Raw genomic sequence first — 16,992 nt, forward strand, 5'->3', positions numbered from 1 at the left:
GCCCTTCATCGTATGATGAGGGGCTTTCTTGTATAGGAAAAAGGAGTAAAGAAATGACACAAACTAGTTATCGTCAAACGTATGCTACGATCGAGCTCAGTGCCATTGCTCATAATACCCGTACGTTTAAAAAGCTACTAGCAGAGAATTGTCAACTAATGGCGGTTGTAAAAGGAAATGGCTACGGCCATGGTGCTATTCCTGTTGCCAAAGAAGCACTTGAACATGGTGCAACTTATTTAGGTGTTGCCATAATAGATGAAGCCGTTGAACTTCGAGAAGCAGGAATTAGAGAACCGATTCTCGTGCTTGGCTATACACCACCCGAAGCCTTCTCCACCGCTATTAATAAAGATATTACGATTACGTTGTTTGATAAACAACATGTCCAGTCATTAGGACATGCCGCTACTACATTACAAAAACAAGCAAACGTTCACTTAAAAGTTGACACAGGTATGGGGCGAATTGGTATGCAATCCCCAGATCAATTAGTAGAAACGGCCAAAGAAGTTCACGCACATCCTTCTCTTCACCTTGAAGGCATCTTTACTCATTTTGCGGAAGCCGATTGTCTTGAATCTGATTACACAGATGAACAGTATTCTAGGTTTTGTAAATACCTTGAAGCTGTAGAAGCTGAAGGCATGACGATTCCGATTAAGCATTGCTGCAATAGCGCTGGAACCCTCTATCATCGAGAGAAGCATATGAACATGGTGCGTGTTGGTATTAGTTTGTATGGATTACGACCTGATACTGCGCTAACGTTTCCTGTACCACTGCAACAAGCTATGCATGTATACGCCATGGTAGCCGCTGTTCGATTAGTCCGTAAAGGCGAAACAATTAGCTATGGTCGAACACATGTATTAGCGTCTAATCGAAAAATTGCAACGCTTGCTATTGGCTATGCAGACGGACTTTCTCGTGCTCTATCCAACAAAGGACATGCCTTGTTTTCTGGGCAACAGGCACCTATTCTTGGCCGTGTCTGTATGGATCAAACGATGATTGATGTAACAGACATAAATGGAGTCCAACCTGGGGACGTGGTTGAATTTCCCATTGATCATATGGCCGACAGTACCGATACAATAAACTACGAGATTGTTTGCGCCCTGACAAAGCGTGTCCCACGTTATTACAAGAAAACCGCCCATTAAACGAGGCGGTTTTTTGTAGATTTAGATTTTTGACATAGAATCAGCACAAAAAACTTACCTTTTACACCAAACCCTTTTTCTTTTTCAACGTGCCATGAATCAATGGCACGTCCTTTTAAGATCTTACTAATGTTTATGATAGGCACAATAATACAAATAAAAATGAAAAACACCACTACCGCACTCGCCTCATCCAATCGCAATGATTGTAGATTTGTCAGGTAGAGAATGCAGATAGCTGAGAGCATATAGAACACGCCATCTACTCGCTGCTTCCTTAGCCATTCGTCTGTTCCGTACTGTTCAATCTCATGCTCGACCAATAACTGTTGCCACCGTAATGGGAGCAAACTCTTTTGAACGGCAACCATTTTCCATACCGCTAACACAAGCTGAATGACGATCGTCACACGAACGAGTGTAACAATAGTTACTAGTCCTTGAACATGAGAAACAAATAGGAGGACGAACAGGAAAAGATAGACGTTTAGCCATAATACTTCTTGTCTTCTTGCTTTTTGAATTTGGTCATTCATTGTTAATCATTTCCTTTGTTATAACATTAAGAAAAGAACAAATAGATGATTACGCCAAATAATCCCCAAGCCAACAACATTGATATACTCAACCACAACGTTTTTCCTTTAAGTCTAAAGCCTTTAACCTTATAACCAAAGAAAGCATCTATATAGCTTTTGCGAACGATATGTCCAATGTTTATGGATAAAACAAAAAGGATTAGATAGGGGACAAGTACTTCAACTCGTATAGGATATCTATAGAAGGACTGATTGCTAGGATTAAGCATATAAAGACCAATGAAATAGCTACTAATCACTACTAGAACGAGGAGTAAAGCATGTTTCCTCCTTTTTCGATTCTTCCAATCTGAATGACCGTAATAATTAATTTCATGAGCACGAAGCTTTTTCTGCCAGTTAAAAAGAGGTTTTGGCCATTCTGGTCTAAACGTTTTCATAACCAAAACTACGATTAGGCTGACGAAAAATAGAAGAATCACCATCTCAAAGATTCTAAAATAAAAACTGACGAAAAGAAAGATCATTGTTAGTAAGATAATGGCATTTTCAAAGATCCACTCTAACCGTCGTTCTTTACGTATATCCAACAATCCGTTTCCCTCCCTTATCAACCCTTAAAGATACTATAACAAATTTTCCCTTCTTTAGAAAACCGTAGGCTAAAAAAGAGGCTGGGACATAACGAAAAGTAGTATTTGAAAAGACGAATAGTCTAAAATATGCTGAGTAGCACCGCTACAGGAGAATCCTTCTGCTAATTTTCATATAAAACAAACGACGAACGTTCCTATTTTCAGGAATGTTCGTCGTTTTGGTCTGTCTATCTACTTTTGTTCCAGCCTCGCAGTTGTAATCTTTAAACGATATAATCTGCTATCGTTAAAATAGCTGTGTAGCAAATTAAATAAATAGCAACGACAAAAACTGGAACGAACAAAGCAAAAAGAAGTGGCTTTGTTTTACTTCCATGTCCCCGATGATGATTAATAAATGTCGTTTCTAAAAACAAGGAAACATTGCTCAAAACCGCAAAAATAATAAGGAAAAAGGGAAACGAAAAGACATAGCCCTTTGTTAGCTGAAAATCATTTATAAGGAATGGTCTACTGTAATAAAGCAAAGCACTTATACCGATTATAGACAGCAACAAGCCTTCAACCATGAGCCAATGATTCCAACGTGCCCCCAATAGGCGAATATGAAAATGATGAAGTTTTTGAAGAGATGGCAGAAAATGAAGTAGACGCTTCCGCTTAAACAATGTCAATAAACCATTTGCCAGCACTATCAGGCTAGCAAAACAATAAACACCTATAAAGATAGATCCCTCTACTGGCACCAAACTGAGAACACCAAGAATGTACATCAAAAAGATTAATCCGTTTTGCCACAGCCCATTCTTTAATCGAAGATGACGTATCTCTGCTTCTGACATTCCCATCTCCCCTTTCTTTTTCCTTCCTTTATTATATACGGGAAGAATGAAAACATATCAAGAATATACAAGACAAGTCTTATTGAGCATGTTAATCAAGTTACGTTAAATAGGAGAGTATTTCGTCTGAGACCCTACTAACTCCGGCACCAGATAGAAAAGGCAATCCATGAAGGGTCGGCACTCCATATGAACGATAAACATTCGTTGTGGTAATAATTAGATCGACTTGATCCCGTTTTTCTTCAATTTCAGTGAGACGACATTCTACAATCGTAGCTGTAATTTTGTGGTCTTTAAGCAATCTATCCACTTTGCTAGCGACAACCATGGAAGTAGCTAAAGCACCGGAACATGCAACAATAATCGTTTTCACATCTATTCCTCCTTATAGGTTTTGTACATGCTTATTTAAATAACGACTTGCTTCATAGGGTGATGAAAATGAACGAATGGTAGATAAAAAATGATGATCTTGTATTTTTTCCAAAAGCGTAAGAACCGTTTTACGAGCTGCGTGATCATTTTTAATGCCTAATAAAAAAATAATCGACACAGGAATAAAGACATTTGTCGTTCCCATTTGTTCATAATAAATCGGTCTTCTCAAAGTAACCAAACTTATCTTGCTTTTCACTATAAATGCCTCATTACTGTGTGGAATGGCAACTCCTGTTGGTTGAAACGGAATACCTGTCGGATGGTCTTTTTCTCGTTCAAGCAAAGCTTGCGTATAGCCGGAAGTAGCACATCTTGAAGCTTCCATCAGTGTACCGAGAGCTGTAAGTAATTCTTTTTTTGTGTGTATGGATTGGTTCAAATAGACGAAAGACGCATCAAATAAGAGATGGTCCATTTATTACTCTGAACTCTTGGCGATTACAACGTCTTTTGTCTTTTTTTCAATCTCTTTAAGCATGCTGTTATTTGCTTTTTCATCTGTTATGAGACGCTCGATTTCTTCTATTTTCGCAACACGATTCATATGGACCGTGCCAAACTTTGAGTAATCAATCATCATCACATGCTTGTGTGTATGTTGTAGCATCAATTTAGACACTTCTGCTTCACCTAAATGCACACTTGTATACCCATGTGTTGGATGCAATGCACCGGCACTAAAGAAGCCAATATCAACAAATAAATCATGCATCGTTCGCGTTGCGATTGGTCCAACAGTTGACCGTTCATTTCGACGTACATTTCCACCAATTAAGATCAGTTCAAAATTCGAGCCGTCGACGACTTCATTTGCGATCGCTAACGAATTCGTGACAATGGTTAGATTCTTCGCATGAAGCATTAATTCTTGAGTGAGATAAAGGGCCGTTGTACCGTAGTCAATATAAACGGTGTCTCCTTCTCCAACAAATGCTGCTGCTTCTTTAGCAATCCCGCGTTTTTCCTTTTCATTCACAGATTTTCGATTTGTGTAAGCTGTTTGGATATTCGATTTATTCAACACAGCACCGCCGTGAACTTTTCGAATGAATCCTTTTTCTTCTAATTCATATAAATCTTTGCGGACTGTTTCACGGGTCACTTGCAGACGTTCAATCAGATCGGAAATTTTAACAGATTGAAATTCATATAAGTCTTGCATAATTTGTTTTTGTCTTTCCTCTGCAAGCATGAAATCACACTCCTTTTTCTATACTATACTTAATAATGACAATAAAAGCAAACTATATTTTTTTATTATTATTGCAAAATGAAACCTATACGAAAAAAAGCAATAAATTGCAAATAAAAAAAGAGATGTCTTTTATTTGACATCTCTACTTTTATACTTTATTGCTAACGCTTTTTTCGGTTTTTTGGCATTAATAATTGAAAATGATGATACATATTTACAAATTCTGCAGGTAGGACGCCCCCACGTTCACCATCTAAGTTTAATTGCATTTCATGATTTTCAAGCAGCTCAACCTTAATTCGATTGGCTTTCACATAGAGAAGTTTAGCATGATTGATATGCTCACCCCTTAACGCAAGGGATGCTAAATGAACAAACTCTGGGAATGAGGTTTTTTTCACTACAAGGAAATCAAACATACCATCTTGTAACGATGCACTTGGCGCTAGCTTCTCAAAGCCTCCAACGGAATTTGTGTTTGCAACAAGAAACATCATAATCTCACCTTCAAATAACTTGCCATCATACTCAATTCGTACCGCAGTTGGTTTTACTTGAGGTAGTTTCTCTATCCCTTTTATGTAGTAAGCCATTTGACCAACCATTGTTTTTAACTTAGCTGGTACTTCATAGGTTAATTCAGTAAGTGTCCCGGCTGCAGCAATGTTTGTAAAGTATTTATTATTCATTCGACCAATATCAATTGGCTCAGAATGACCATCACATATGACATTCATCGCTTGTTCTATATCACGTGAAATCTCAAGTGCACGAGCAAAGTCGTTTGTTGTTCCTGCTGGAATAATGCCAAGCATCGGACGCGTTTCCAAATCAGCTAAGCCGTTCACAACTTCAAAGATCGTTCCATCGCCTCCGGCTGCAATAACTAAATCGAACCCTCTCTCTCCTGCTTGTCGTGCTGCGCGAATCGCACAACCTTCTTCAGGTGTTGTTGCATGAGCAGAGGCTTCATAACCAGCTTGTTCTAATCGATTTAAAATATAAGCTAAATTTTTCTTTAATTGCTCTCTACCAGAGCTCGGATTATAAATTAATCGTGCTCGTTTCATTGCAATCCCTACTTTTCCATTTCACTTTATCCATTCTTATTGTACGTTATTTTCCAAAAGAAACGTATGCAAGAATGACTGAAAAGATGTAAAAACAAGTAAACATCTTCCTTATTTTTCCCTAATACTTAGCATACTAAACGCTTACGTCATAAAAAACAAGAGAACACGTTGGTCCTCTTGCTTTTGATTATTTCTTACCGTTTGTCCATCTCTTCCACTAATAGCTTATTTACCATCGGTGGATTTGCTTTCCCTTTTGAGGCCTTCATAATTTGTCCAACAAGGAATCCGAGTGCGCGATCTTTTCCGTTTTTGTAATCGATAATGGACTGTTCATTAGCATCTAATACGTCAGTAACCATTTTGCGCAGTTCACCTTCATCAGAGATTTGCACAAGTCCTTTGTCTTTAACGATTTGTTCTGCATCGCCACCGTTTTCAATTAACTCTTTAAATACTTTTTTAGCAATTTTGGAGGAAATTGTACCTTCTGAAATAAGTTTAATCATCCCTGCTAATCCAGCTGGTGTTAACGCAACATCCTCTAATTCCTTCTGTTCTGCATTCAAATAAGCCAGTACGTCACCCATTAAGTAGTTTGAAGTAAGTTTAGAGTCTGCCCCTTGCCCCAACGTCTCTTCGAAGAAATCGGACATCTCTTTTGTTAATGTCAATACATGCGCATCATACGCAGGTAAACCTAGGTCACGTACATAACGTTCTTTTCGCGCATCAGGAAGTTCAGGGATCTCTTGACGAACACGCTCTTTCCAGCTGTCATCAATGTATAGGTTAAGCAAGTCAGGCTCAGGGAAGTAACGGTAATCATCTGACCCTTCTTTAACACGCATGAGAATGGTTTTGTTTCCGGCTTCATCATAACGACGTGTTTCTTGCTCAATTACACCGCCAGCTAATAACACTTGTTCTTGACGCTTTTCTTCGTACTCTAGCCCCTTACGAACGAAGTTAAATGAATTTAAGTTCTTCAACTCCGTTTTCGTACCGAATTTCTCTTGACCTATTGGACGAAGAGAAATGTTCGCGTCACAACGCAAAGAGCCCTCCTCCATTTTACAGTCAGATACACCTGTATATTGGATAATCGCTTTTAACTTTTCTAAGTAAGCATACGCTTCTTCTGGCGTGCGAATGTCTGGCTCAGAAACGATCTCGACAAGTGGCGTTCCTTGACGGTTGTAATCGACAAGTGAATAGCCATCATCAGCGTGAGTAAGCTTTCCTGCATCCTCTTCCATATGCAGACGCGTAATACCAATCTTCTTCTTTTTTCCATTTACTTCAATTTCAATCCATCCGTTTTCACCAATAGGCTTGTCAAATTGTGATATTTGATAAGCTTTAGGGTTGTCCGGATAAAAATAATTTTTCCGATCAAACTTTGTATCGGTCGCAATTTGGCAATTTAAGGCTAAAGCAGCTTTCATCGCAAAATCAACAGCCCGTTCATTTAATACTGGCAAGACACCTGGGTAGCCAAGGTCAATCACACTTGTATTTGTATTAGGATCAGCACCGAAATGGTTAGGGCTCGGTGAGAAAATTTTTGATTCTGTTTTTAATTCTACGTGTACTTCTAATCCAATAATTGTTTCAAAATTCATCACGAATTCCCTCCCTTACAATGCTGGCTTTTCTTTAGAAAATGGTGTTGCTTTTTCGTACACATCGGCAACACGGTAAATCGTTGCTTCATCGAAGTGCTTACCAATAATTTGTAAGCCTAGCGGTAAACCATCTTTAAATCCACATGGAACCGATAATGCTGGTACACCAGAAAGGTTAACAGGAATGGTTAAAATATCGTTCGCATACATCGTCATTGGATCATTTAATTGATCACCAATTCGGAATGCAGGTGTAGGTGTAGTCGGACCAATAACAACATCGTAAGAAGCAAACACTTCATCAAAATCTTTCTTGATAAGTGTACGAACTTGCTGTGCTTTTTTATAATAAGCGTCGTAGTAACCTGAGCTTAATGCGAATGTACCAAGCATGATTCTACGCTTCACTTCATCTCCAAACCCTTCAGAGCGCGTCTTCTTATAAAGGTCGAGTAAGTCTTTAGCTCCTTCAGCACGATAACCATACCGAACACCATCAAAACGAGCAAGGTTGGCAGAAGCTTCGGAAGATGCAATCACATAATACGCAGCAAGAGCATACTTCGAGTGCGGTAAGGAAACTTCTTCCCATATGGCACCTTCTTTTTCTAAGACAGCTAGCGCATCAAGTACCGATTGACGTACATCTGGATCGACACCTTCTCCAAGATATTCAGACGGCACTGCGATTCGCAAACCTTTAATATCACCAGTTAGAGACTCATGGTACGGAGGAACCGGTAACTGTGCAGACGTAGAATCAGAAGGGCAGTGACCAGCAATTGCTTCAAACAAATATGCATTGTCCTCTACAGAACGCGTAATTGGACCAATTTGATCAAGGGAAGATGCAAACGCAACTAAACCATACCTTGATACACGACCATATGTAGGTTTTAAACCAACAACTCCACAATATGCTGCAGGCTGACGAATCGAACCACCTGTATCAGAACCAAGAGAAAATGGTACTTCACCAGCAGCTACAGCAGCTGCTGAGCCCCCACTTGATCCACCAGGAACATAGTCTGTATTCCAAGGATTTGCTGTTGTTTGGAACGCTGAGTTTTCATTTGAAGAACCCATCGCAAACTCATCCATATTAATTTTTCCGATTGTAATGGTCTCAGCCGCTCTTAGCTTGTTCATGACAGTTGCATCGTAAATCGGGTTAAAGTTTTCTAGCATTTTACTTGAACATGTTGTACGTAAGTCTTTTGTAACGATATTATCCTTAATTCCAATTGGCATTCCGAACAATACATCTTTTGCAGACGCATCCACTTCATCTAATTGCTTCGCTAAAGTGCGAGCTCGTTCTTCATCTAACGTTAGAAACGCTTTAACCTTATCGTCTACTTCTCCAATACGCTTGTACGACGTATCAACAAGGTCACTCACATTAATTTCTTTTGCTGCTAACTTATGATGCAGCTCTTTTATTGAATGATCAAATAATGACATGCTTGTCCTCCTCTTAAACAACCACTAAAACACTGAAGGAACACGGACTTGTCCGCCTTCGTGATCTGGCGCATTTTTTAACACTTCTTCTACTTTTAACCCTTCAACTGGCTTATCCTCACGCATAACGTTATGCATCGTTAGCACATGGGTTGTAGGGATAACACCTTCTGTATCAACTTCATTTAACTGCTCTGCGGCAGTAATAATAGCTTCTAACTGCCCCTGAAAACGCTCTGCTTCTTCTTCTGTTATGGATAAACGCGCAAGATGAGCGACGTGTTTAACTTGTTCTTGTGAAATTCTAGACATAACGGCACCTCCAAAACGAACTTTTGACAATATGATTAATAATACCAAATTCAACACACTCAAGCAACAAAGCATCACCTTAAAAATTTCACAATATTTCTGAAAACGCTATCTTTCTGCCAGTTTTTCTGCGATACTTTATGAAAGTAACGTTAAGTAGAAAAGCAAAAAAAGGAGGTATGTATGTACCGACTGGAACGAACGTCAAACAACTCGGTCACAGTTCTATTAAGATCTAGTAATCAACAACCACTCATTTTCGATTCCTATGAAACAGCACAAGCCTTTGCCTATAAATTAAATGTGCATCTTAGCAAACCGCCACCTTGGGAAGTAAAGCCCTATCATTAATCTACAATGACGATATTACCCTTCCCAAATTACAACATCGCCCAACCAATTTGTGCGATAGAAAGAGCTTGACAAGTAAAATCATTGTCATGCTTGAATGGATCAACTAAGTTTTCTTCCAATGACATTTGCCGAAATTGGCTTTAAGTCAAGTTCTCTTGCCCATATCGACAGTTGGCCAATATGATGAATTTCATGGGCAATAATATGCCGCATAATGACTCCCCACGTATCGAGTGGCGGATGCCCATCATCAAATAACCGATTTTCATATGAAGGCGACCAACGTTTAACAAATGCTTGCACATCATACTGGTACATTTGCTGAAGTTGTCGTATGTCTTGAAGTGTTGTTTCCTGTGATAAAGTTGCTTCTGGATCTGGCTTACATTCCAATCGTCTAATCCAGCTCCACTCTACATCAATAATATGGTGTAACGTTTTGGCAAAACTCCCAACACCACCAATTCGCTCTTTTAGAAATGTTTCTTGGCTTAATTGTTCACACCAATTCATCCATTCTTTACGAACTTGCCAATTGTAGTGAAAAAACACTTCCATCGATGAAAGCCCCCCTATTCTACTGTTTTTGCATAAATAGCCGTATCTGTTAGCATGGTTTTGTCAACAGACCACTCATCATTTTTTAAGATACCTTCCAGTTGAAAGCCTGCTCGTACAGCAACTGCACGACTGTTTTGATTCGCTGAGTCACAGCGAATACACACCCGTTTTGCTTGAATATGAGTAAAAGCATACGCTGTAATTGCCTCGACTGCTTCTGTTACGAATCCATATCCACTTTTATGAGAATCAATCCAATAGCCAATTTCACATTTTGGAACATCCCAGTCTAATTGATGCAGTCCAGAGGAACCTACGAATGCGCCACTGCTTTTTTCAAAAAGGAGTAATCGAATGTCTTGCCTTAGAAGAAATTTTGCATATGCTTCACGTAAATTTTGTTCCACCTCTGCAGCTGTCTGTTCCTTCATAGCAAACGGAAGCCATTTTTTTAACTCTTCTTTTGAACGTTGTATACTTGCATAAACCGTATCACCATCTCCCTTTTGGGGAACACGAATTCGTAATCGATCTGTATAGATTTCTTCTGGTAAATGACGTAGTAGCGGATTCATTTAAATACCCCCAACATAAGAAATGAAAATTCCGAAAATAAAATACAGATAAGTAGCCAGCTCATTTAAGAACTGGTCCACTTTTAGTTTGTCACGTAAATAAACGGATCTCGATCAGGGTAATAAGATACAATGCCTTCAATCACACCCGACATCGACGATATTTCAATGTCTATCGGTACTTCTTCAAAGTATTCTTCTGCTTTAGAAGCTGCAAACTGGGTCAGCGCTACAACCTCTGCTTTTCCTTTGTATTGAATATTAATGTTAACGACTAGTTTGGCTAAACGGTTCTCTTCATACCGAGCCTTTCCGACAACTCCAACATGATTTTCAAAGAATCCTTGAATGTCTGATTGGAATTTAGAAAACCGATCCGCGTCGTATTGGTAATCATTGTTTGCGTCAGTAGATGGAAAGTGGATATGGGTTTCATTAATGTCAGTCCACTCCCCCTCTTGTCCTGGTTCAAATACGCCTTTCATAAAGAAATTCCCAGCATTAAGGTTGTTGCTCGGTTTATCGTCAAATAAAGCAAAAACAATCGGGACATCTTGAATATCTTCTTCTAGCGCACTCGCACCATTACGCAAGCGTTCCACAATTTGTTCAGCTGCTTCTTTTCCAGCTTGTTCCTGTTGGCTTGCAGAGATCTCTTGAGAATCAGGTGTCCCTTCATACGTAAAGGAATAGACACTATAGAGCGCTAAACCAATGACGATGCCCTCTGTCTCATACGTACCATTCTCGCTTGGCTGCATATAATTATGCTCTAGAATATTTCTTAAAATAAGTGGGTTTTGCTTACGAGCATCGATAGATTCTTGTAAATCTACCTCTTCATCATCCACTCCTAGCTCTGGATTTAAACCATCTGGATTGGTATCACTATAGCGGTTAATCCAGTTTACAACAGTTCCCCTTGTTAGATGTTGTCCCTCCTGAAAATAGTAGGAACCTGGATCAAACGTATCCTTTGCAATTTCTTCTAACCCTAATTCAAACCAATCTAAATTACTACGATTCATTGTGTTTACTCCGTACCCTCGTGTTTCTCCATGTAGATAGGCACCATCCTTTAACACACTTGAATAATGATTTTCTTCTGAAGCAACAGGCGGTATAACGCTCAGTGAATCATCCGTTATCTCCACTTCTGGTACATCTTGCTCCGCCCCATCATTTCCTCCGAAAATCGTACAGCCTGCTAAAAGCATGGTGCTTAGCCCAATGATCCCCCAACGTTTCATTGAACGTACCCCTTTCTCAATCTAAATCTTCCATAGTTTGCACAAATTCAGCTTCTGTCCAAATGGTAATGCCAAGACTTTCTGCCTTTTTCTGCTTTGAACCAGCATCTTCTCCAGCAATAACAATATCTGTTTTTTTACTAACACTGCCTGTTACAGTACCACCTAGTGCTTCGATTTTTTCTTGGGCTTCTTTACGATTCCAATGACTTAATTTACCTGTTAAAACAATCGTCTTCCCACTAAATGGCGATTCATGGTCGCTTTGCTCTAACACTGGTCTTGCACCTGTATACTGCATATTCACTTCCGCTTGCTTCAATTTTTCAAGCAACTCATCTACTTCCGGTTTATCAAAATAAGACACAATTGAATCCGCCATTTTTTCGCCAATTTCATTAATGCTTAAAAGCTCATCCACAGAAGCTTGACGAAGGCGATCCATTGAATCAAACGCCAATGCAAGTGTTTTGGCTGCTTTCGCGCCAACAAAGCGTATCCCTAAGCCAAATAATAAACGCTCAAGTGAGTTGTCTTTTGACCGGTGGATAGCGTCGAGTAAATTGTCCACAGATTTTTCACCCATTCGTTCTAGTGCAAGTAGTTCGTCACGATCTAACGTATAAAGATCGGCTACATCTGCAATTAATTGATGAGAGAACAGCTGGCTAATCACTTTTTCACCTAAACCATCAATATTCATGGCATTTCTTGAAACGAAATGAATAAGCCCTTCTCGAATTTGAGCTGGACATTTCGGATTCAAACAGCGCAACGCTACTTCTCCTTCAATCCGATCTAGTTCGCTATCGCATTCAGGACATTCTGTAGGCATATGAAAATCAATTTCTTTTCCAGTACGCTTTTCTGTTATAACCGCAACGACTTCAGGAATAATGTCGCCTGCTTTTTTTACGATCACCGTATCGCCGAGCTTAACATCTTTTTCCCGAATTAAATCTTCGTTGTGGAGGGATGCCCGCTTTACGGTTGTCCCAGCAACGACAACGGGCTCGAGAACAGCTGTTGGCGTTACAACCCCTGTTCGTCCTACGTTCAATTCAATCTTGTGTAATGTGGTCATTACTTCCTCTGCCGGAAATTTGTATGCTGTTGCCCAGCGTGGGCTTTTAGCTGTAAAGCCCAACGTTTCGTGTTGAGCAAGATCATTCACTTTAATGACGATCCCATCAATTTCGTAAGGGAGTTCATGACGATTTTCAACCCATTTTTCCGTAAATGCTATCACTTCATCAATGGTTTCACATACTGTCGCTTCTTTATTCACTTTAAAACCTAAATCATCTAACAACGCCAACCCTTGATGATGACTCGTAATCGTTTGACCACGTAATTCACCAATGGAATAAGCAAACATAGCTAAATTCCGTTTAGCCGCAATCTTAGGATCAAGCTGTCGTAATGATCCAGCTGCCGCATTTCTGGGATTCGCAAATTTTTCTTCTCCAGCTTGTTCCTTCGCTTCATTTAAGCGCTCAAACGATTGTTTTGGCATATAGGCTTCGCCACGAACCTCAATCGAAACAGGCTTTTTTAACCGTAATGGGATAGAAGGGATGGTGCGCAAATTGCTTGTAATCTCTTCTCCTGTAGTTCCATCTCCTCTTGTTGCACCTCGTACAAGCGAACCGTTTTCATACGTTAGAGAGATCGCCAAACCATCAAACTTCAACTCGCACACATACGAAACTTGCTCACCAACTGCTTGACGCACACGTCGGTCAAAGCTACGTAAATCATCGGCTGAAAACGCGTTAGACAAGCTCATCATCGGGACACGATGGGTTACTTTTTTAAATGCAGATGCGGGTTCTCCCCCAATACGCATCGTAGGTGAATCGTCAGTTGCTAACTCAGGGTACGCTTCCTCTAGATGAACTAACTCCTGAAGTAAACGATCGTATTCTGCATCTGGAACTTTCGGTTGATCGAGGACATAGTAATGGTAGCCATACTCCTCTAATTGTTCTTTCAACTCTTTCATCTTGCCCTCAGCTTGTTGCTTGTCCATTCATGTATCTCCTTTACCTTATACTTTCGTAATCGGGGCAAACTTAGCGAACAATCGTTTAATGCCTGTAGGAGGTGTAAACGCAATATCAAGTTCGACTGAGTCTCCCTCTCCTTTTATACTAACAACTGTACCGACGCCCCATTTTTTGTGAGACGCTTTATCACCAACAGCCCATTGAAAGCTGTCTCCGCCTGTATTTGTCATTCTTGAAGACATAGCACTTGTTCGCTTTGCAGCCATAGAAGCTGCGCTACTCCCTTGTTGATTCCCTCTATTCCAGACAGGCACACCGTAGGGTTCCTTACAATCTTCTGGAATTTCTGCTATAAAACGTGACGATGGATTCGTATTGGTTCGTCCGTATAATGTTCTCATTTTTGCACTCGTTACATACAATTCTTTTTCAGCTCTCGTTATTCCTACATATGCTAAACGTCGTTCTTCTTCCATTTCTTCATCATCAAATAATGAACGATTGTGAGGAAAAATGCCTTCTTCCATTCCAATTAGAAACACATAAGGGAATTCTAGCCCTTTAGCTGAATGAAGAGTCATAAGCGTGATAGCCTCTTTCGGAGCTTCCACCTTGTCATCATCAAGTTGGTCAATATCGGCTACTAGTGCTAAGTCTGTTAGAAAAGAAACTAAGTCTTTTTCCTCGCTACGCTTTTCAAATTCCTGCGTAACGGAAATAAACTCATCAATATTCTCTAAACGTGATTGGGCTTCAATCGTTTGTTCTGCTTTTAACATATCTCGGTAACCTACTTTGTCTAGTAATTCTTCAACTAGTTCTGTTACCGACAGATAATCTTGTTGTTGCACCCAACCACTCACTTGATCACGAAATTCAACCAGTTTTGTTTTAGCCCGAGCGGTTACACCAATATGATCAATTTCAGCCAAAGCTCGATACATCGATAAGCCATTTTGAGTTGCGTAGGCAGCAATTTTATCTACCGTTGTTGCCCCAATTCCTCTTTTCGGCACATTAACGATTCGCGCTAAACTAATATCTTCTTCTGGATTAGACACTAATCGTAGATAAGCAAGAACATCTTTAATTTCTTTACGATCATAGAACTTTGTCCCGCCGACAATCGTGTACTCTAGATTCGATTTAATGAAGAATTCCTCAATAATTCGAGATTGGGCGTTCGTTCGGTAAAGAATGGCCACATCAGCATAAGAAAAACTTGACTCTTTTGCCGCTGTTTCTTTTATTTTCTCCACAACAAATTGTGCCTCGGCTTGCTCAGATGCCGCTTCATAAACAGTTATCTTTTCCCCTTGGTCATTTTCAGTCCAAAGGTTTTTCGGCTTCCGGTTCCCGTTATTTCCAATTACTTTATTAGCAGCTTGCAAGATCGTTTTTGTGGAACGATAGTTTTGCTCCAGCATAATGACCGTTGCATCTGGGTAGTCTTTTTCAAATGAGAGGATATTCTGAATATCCGCTCCTCGCCATTTATAAATTGACTGATCGGAATCACCGACAACACAAATATTCTGTAGACGGTCGCCCATTAGCTTTATAAGCTTATATTGCGCTTTATTTGTATCTTGATACTCATCAACATGAATGTATTGGAATTTTCGTTGATAAAATTCGAGGACTTCAGGCACATCGCTGAACAATTCAATTGTCTTCATAATTAAATCATCAAAGTCTAACGCATTGTTTACTTTTAAGCGCTTTTCAAATTCTAGATAGACGTCTGCGGCTACTTGATCAAACATGCCCTCAGCTGTTTTCGCGAAAGCTTTCGCAGATTTTAGCTCGTTTTTCGCACTAGAAATGATGCTAAGTATTGCTTTAGGATCAAACTTTTTGGTGTCAATGTTCTGTGCTTTTAAAATTTGCTTAATAACAGAAAGTTGATCTGACGAATCTAGAATTGAAAAGTTACGGTTGTAACCAATCCGGTCAATGTCTCTTCTTAAAATACGAACACACATGGAGTGAAAAGTGGAAATCCAAATATCTTCAGCAATTGGACCAACTAATTGTGCAACTCGATCTTTCATTTCTCGTGCTGCTTTATTCGTAAACGTTAAGGCAAGCACTGCCCATGGAGGCGTTTGATTGTGACGTAACAAATAGCTAATTCGGTGTGTTAAGACACGCGTCTTTCCACTACCAGCTCCAGCCATAAGTAAGACTGGGCCATCTGTGTGCACAACCGCTTTTCGTTGTTCTGGGTTTAGACCTTCTAACATTCGTTCAATGATCGTCTCTTGCATTTATGAAGCACCACCTTTTACTGCTTTTACTGTCTTTATTGCTTCTTTAAAATTTGTATAAATAGCGTTACCGACAACTGTTACATCAGCATACTGCGCATATTGCTTTGCCTCTTCAGCGTTTTCAATTCCACCGCCATAAATTAGTTTTGTTGAAGAGAGGGCTGCTTTCGCTTCCTTCACCACATCAACAGAACCTTTCTGTCCACTATATTCTATATAGAAGAACGGCAAGTGTAACATGTTTTCTGCCAGTCTTGCATAAGCCGTTACATCCTCCACAGACAAGTCAGTAGTAGCATCAGTCAACTCTGCTACCTTAGCATTTGGATTCAGTACACAATACCCCTCAGGAATGAACGTATCCCAATCAATTAATTCACCATACTCCTTCATCGCCTGGTGATGTTGACCAATAATCCAGTTGGGATTGCGGCTATTTAAAACCGTTGGAATCAAATAATAATCAAACCCAGGCGTAATGGAATCCATATTCGAGACTTCCAGTGCAACGGTTATCGGATATCGTCGCACTTGTACAAGTAATTCTAATGTATTATCTAACGTCACACCGTCAGTGCCACCGACAATCACTGCGTCGGTTCCTGATTCACATAAACGCTCTAAATGATCTATTGTTAATTCTTTATTAGGGTCAAGCTTAAATACATGCGACCACTCATTTATGTTATTCATCATCGTTATTCACGCGTGCCT

At 39.8% G+C, this 16,992-nt stretch carries 18 protein-coding genes; 2 read left to right on the forward strand and 16 right to left on the reverse strand.

The annotated features are described in order from the left end of the window. Positions 1–53: 53 nt before the first annotated feature. Positions 54–1,166, forward strand: coding sequence for an alanine racemase (gene alr / locus BK583_RS15285; RefSeq protein ID WP_038478009.1), 1,113 nt, complete (start codon positions 54–56; stop codon positions 1,164–1,166). On the opposite strand, the gene BK583_RS15290 is transcribed toward alr, so the two are convergent. From BK583_RS15290 to gatC, 10 genes are all read right to left on the reverse strand, one after another. After that, positions 1,163–1,702, reverse strand: a complete 540-nt coding sequence (locus BK583_RS15290) for a hypothetical protein (RefSeq protein ID WP_055737001.1) — start codon at positions 1,700–1,702, stop codon at positions 1,163–1,165. The genes alr and BK583_RS15290 overlap by 4 nt on opposite strands. 26 nt (positions 1,703–1,728) lie before the next feature. Beyond that, on the reverse strand, positions 1,729–2,298 hold the full coding sequence (locus tag BK583_RS15295; protein ID WP_055737000.1) for a hypothetical protein: 570 nt from the start codon (positions 2,296–2,298) through the stop codon (positions 1,729–1,731). A 266-nt stretch (positions 2,299–2,564) separates the two neighbouring features. Next, complete coding sequence (locus BK583_RS15300) at positions 2,565–3,143, reverse strand: hypothetical protein (protein ID WP_055736999.1); 579 nt, start codon at positions 3,141–3,143, stop codon at positions 2,565–2,567. Between the two features lie 100 nt (positions 3,144–3,243). After that, a complete protein-coding gene (locus BK583_RS15305) occupies positions 3,244–3,519 on the reverse strand; it encodes a PTS sugar transporter subunit IIB (RefSeq protein ID WP_038477998.1) in 276 nt (91 codons plus the stop codon). A gap of 12 nt (positions 3,520–3,531) precedes the next feature. Continuing rightward, the gene (locus BK583_RS15310) at positions 3,532–3,999 is read right to left on the reverse strand and encodes a PTS sugar transporter subunit IIA (protein ID WP_055736998.1); all 468 of its coding nucleotides are present in this window, start codon (positions 3,997–3,999) and stop codon (positions 3,532–3,534) included. A gap of 3 nt (positions 4,000–4,002) precedes the next feature. Beyond that, the gene (locus BK583_RS15315; protein WP_038477992.1) at positions 4,003–4,776 is read right to left on the reverse strand and encodes a DeoR/GlpR family DNA-binding transcription regulator; all 774 of its coding nucleotides are present in this window, start codon (positions 4,774–4,776) and stop codon (positions 4,003–4,005) included. Positions 4,777–4,940: 164 nt separating this feature from the next. Beyond that, positions 4,941–5,849 (reverse strand): diacylglycerol kinase, encoded by a 909-nt coding sequence (locus BK583_RS15320; protein ID WP_038477989.1) that lies wholly within the window; start codon positions 5,847–5,849, stop codon positions 4,941–4,943. 197 nt (positions 5,850–6,046) lie between these two features. Then, positions 6,047–7,477 carry an Asp-tRNA(Asn)/Glu-tRNA(Gln) amidotransferase subunit GatB gene (gatB, locus tag BK583_RS15325; RefSeq protein WP_055736997.1) on the reverse strand — a complete coding sequence of 477 codons (1,431 nt, stop codon included), beginning with the start codon at positions 7,475–7,477 and terminating at the stop codon, positions 6,047–6,049. A gap of 15 nt (positions 7,478–7,492) precedes the next feature. Beyond that, positions 7,493–8,944: an Asp-tRNA(Asn)/Glu-tRNA(Gln) amidotransferase subunit GatA gene (gatA, locus tag BK583_RS15330; protein ID WP_055736996.1), complete on the reverse strand. Its 1,452-nt coding sequence runs from the start codon at positions 8,942–8,944 to the stop codon at positions 7,493–7,495. A gap of 24 nt (positions 8,945–8,968) precedes the next feature. Beyond that, positions 8,969–9,256: an Asp-tRNA(Asn)/Glu-tRNA(Gln) amidotransferase subunit GatC gene (gene gatC, locus BK583_RS15335; protein ID WP_038477980.1), complete on the reverse strand. Its 288-nt coding sequence runs from the start codon at positions 9,254–9,256 to the stop codon at positions 8,969–8,971. 183 nt (positions 9,257–9,439) lie between these two features. Here gatC and BK583_RS20835 point away from each other — a divergent pair, with 183 nt between their 5' ends. Next, positions 9,440–9,607 (forward strand): hypothetical protein, encoded by a 168-nt coding sequence (locus BK583_RS20835; protein ID WP_158318497.1) that lies wholly within the window; start codon positions 9,440–9,442, stop codon positions 9,605–9,607. Positions 9,608–9,709: 102 nt separating this feature from the next. Here BK583_RS20835 and BK583_RS15340 read toward each other — a convergent pair whose 3' ends face one another. The 6 genes from BK583_RS15340 to pcrB form a co-directional block, all read right to left on the reverse strand. Beyond that, a complete protein-coding gene (locus BK583_RS15340) occupies positions 9,710–10,168 on the reverse strand; it encodes a DinB family protein (protein ID WP_055736995.1) in 459 nt (152 codons plus the stop codon). A 14-nt stretch (positions 10,169–10,182) separates the two neighbouring features. Next, complete coding sequence (locus BK583_RS15345) at positions 10,183–10,746, reverse strand: GNAT family N-acetyltransferase (RefSeq protein ID WP_055736994.1); 564 nt, start codon at positions 10,744–10,746, stop codon at positions 10,183–10,185. Between the two features lie 83 nt (positions 10,747–10,829). Continuing rightward, a complete protein-coding gene (locus tag BK583_RS15350; RefSeq protein ID WP_055736993.1) occupies positions 10,830–11,996 on the reverse strand; it encodes a CamS family sex pheromone protein in 1,167 nt (388 codons plus the stop codon). 16 nt (positions 11,997–12,012) lie between these two features. Next, positions 12,013–14,028, reverse strand: coding sequence for an NAD-dependent DNA ligase LigA (ligA, locus tag BK583_RS15355; RefSeq protein ID WP_055736992.1), 2,016 nt, complete (start codon positions 14,026–14,028; stop codon positions 12,013–12,015). Positions 14,029–14,046: 18 nt separating this feature from the next. Continuing rightward, positions 14,047–16,275 carry a DNA helicase PcrA gene (gene pcrA, locus BK583_RS15360; RefSeq protein WP_055736991.1) on the reverse strand — a complete coding sequence of 743 codons (2,229 nt, stop codon included), beginning with the start codon at positions 16,273–16,275 and terminating at the stop codon, positions 14,047–14,049. Continuing rightward, entirely contained in the window at positions 16,276–16,971 is a 696-nt protein-coding gene (pcrB, locus tag BK583_RS15365) for a heptaprenylglyceryl phosphate synthase (protein ID WP_055737020.1), read from the reverse strand. Positions 16,972–16,992: the final 21 nt, after the last annotated feature.

It is taken from the genome of Shouchella oshimensis (assembly GCF_002019765.1).
In the GTDB taxonomy this organism is placed as follows: Bacteria; Bacillota; Bacilli; order Bacillales; family Bacillaceae_D; genus Shouchella; species Shouchella oshimensis.

Coding starts and splice junctions, on each gene's coding strand:
- alr (WP_038478009.1), top strand. CDS start 54: ATGACACAAACTAGTTATCGTCAAACGTATGCTACGATCGAGCTCAGT.
- BK583_RS15315 (WP_038477992.1), bottom strand. CDS start 4,776: ATGCTTGCAGAGGAAAGACAAAAACAAATTATGCAAGACTTATATGAA.
- ligA (WP_055736992.1), bottom strand. CDS start 14,028: ATGGACAAGCAACAAGCTGAGGGCAAGATGAAAGAGTTGAAAGAACAA.
- BK583_RS15310 (WP_055736998.1), bottom strand. CDS start 3,999: ATGGACCATCTCTTATTTGATGCGTCTTTCGTCTATTTGAACCAATCC.
- BK583_RS15350 (WP_055736993.1), bottom strand. CDS start 11,996: ATGAAACGTTGGGGGATCATTGGGCTAAGCACCATGCTTTTAGCAGGC.
- pcrA (WP_055736991.1), bottom strand. CDS start 16,275: ATGCAAGAGACGATCATTGAACGAATGTTAGAAGGTCTAAACCCAGAA.
- BK583_RS15345 (WP_055736994.1), bottom strand. CDS start 10,746: ATGAATCCGCTACTACGTCATTTACCAGAAGAAATCTATACAGATCGA.
- gatC (WP_038477980.1), bottom strand. CDS start 9,256: ATGTCTAGAATTTCACAAGAACAAGTTAAACACGTCGCTCATCTTGCG.
- gatA (WP_055736996.1), bottom strand. CDS start 8,944: ATGTCATTATTTGATCATTCAATAAAAGAGCTGCATCATAAGTTAGCA.
- BK583_RS20835 (WP_158318497.1), top strand. CDS start 9,440: ATGTACCGACTGGAACGAACGTCAAACAACTCGGTCACAGTTCTATTA.
- BK583_RS15340 (WP_055736995.1), bottom strand. CDS start 10,168: ATGGAAGTGTTTTTTCACTACAATTGGCAAGTTCGTAAAGAATGGATG.
- pcrB (WP_055737020.1), bottom strand. CDS start 16,971: ATGAATAACATAAATGAGTGGTCGCATGTATTTAAGCTTGACCCTAAT.
- BK583_RS15300 (WP_055736999.1), bottom strand. CDS start 3,143: ATGTCAGAAGCAGAGATACGTCATCTTCGATTAAAGAATGGGCTGTGG.
- BK583_RS15290 (WP_055737001.1), bottom strand. CDS start 1,702: ATGAATGACCAAATTCAAAAAGCAAGAAGACAAGAAGTATTATGGCTA.
- BK583_RS15320 (WP_038477989.1), bottom strand. CDS start 5,849: ATGAAACGAGCACGATTAATTTATAATCCGAGCTCTGGTAGAGAGCAA.
- gatB (WP_055736997.1), bottom strand. CDS start 7,477: ATGAATTTTGAAACAATTATTGGATTAGAAGTACACGTAGAATTAAAA.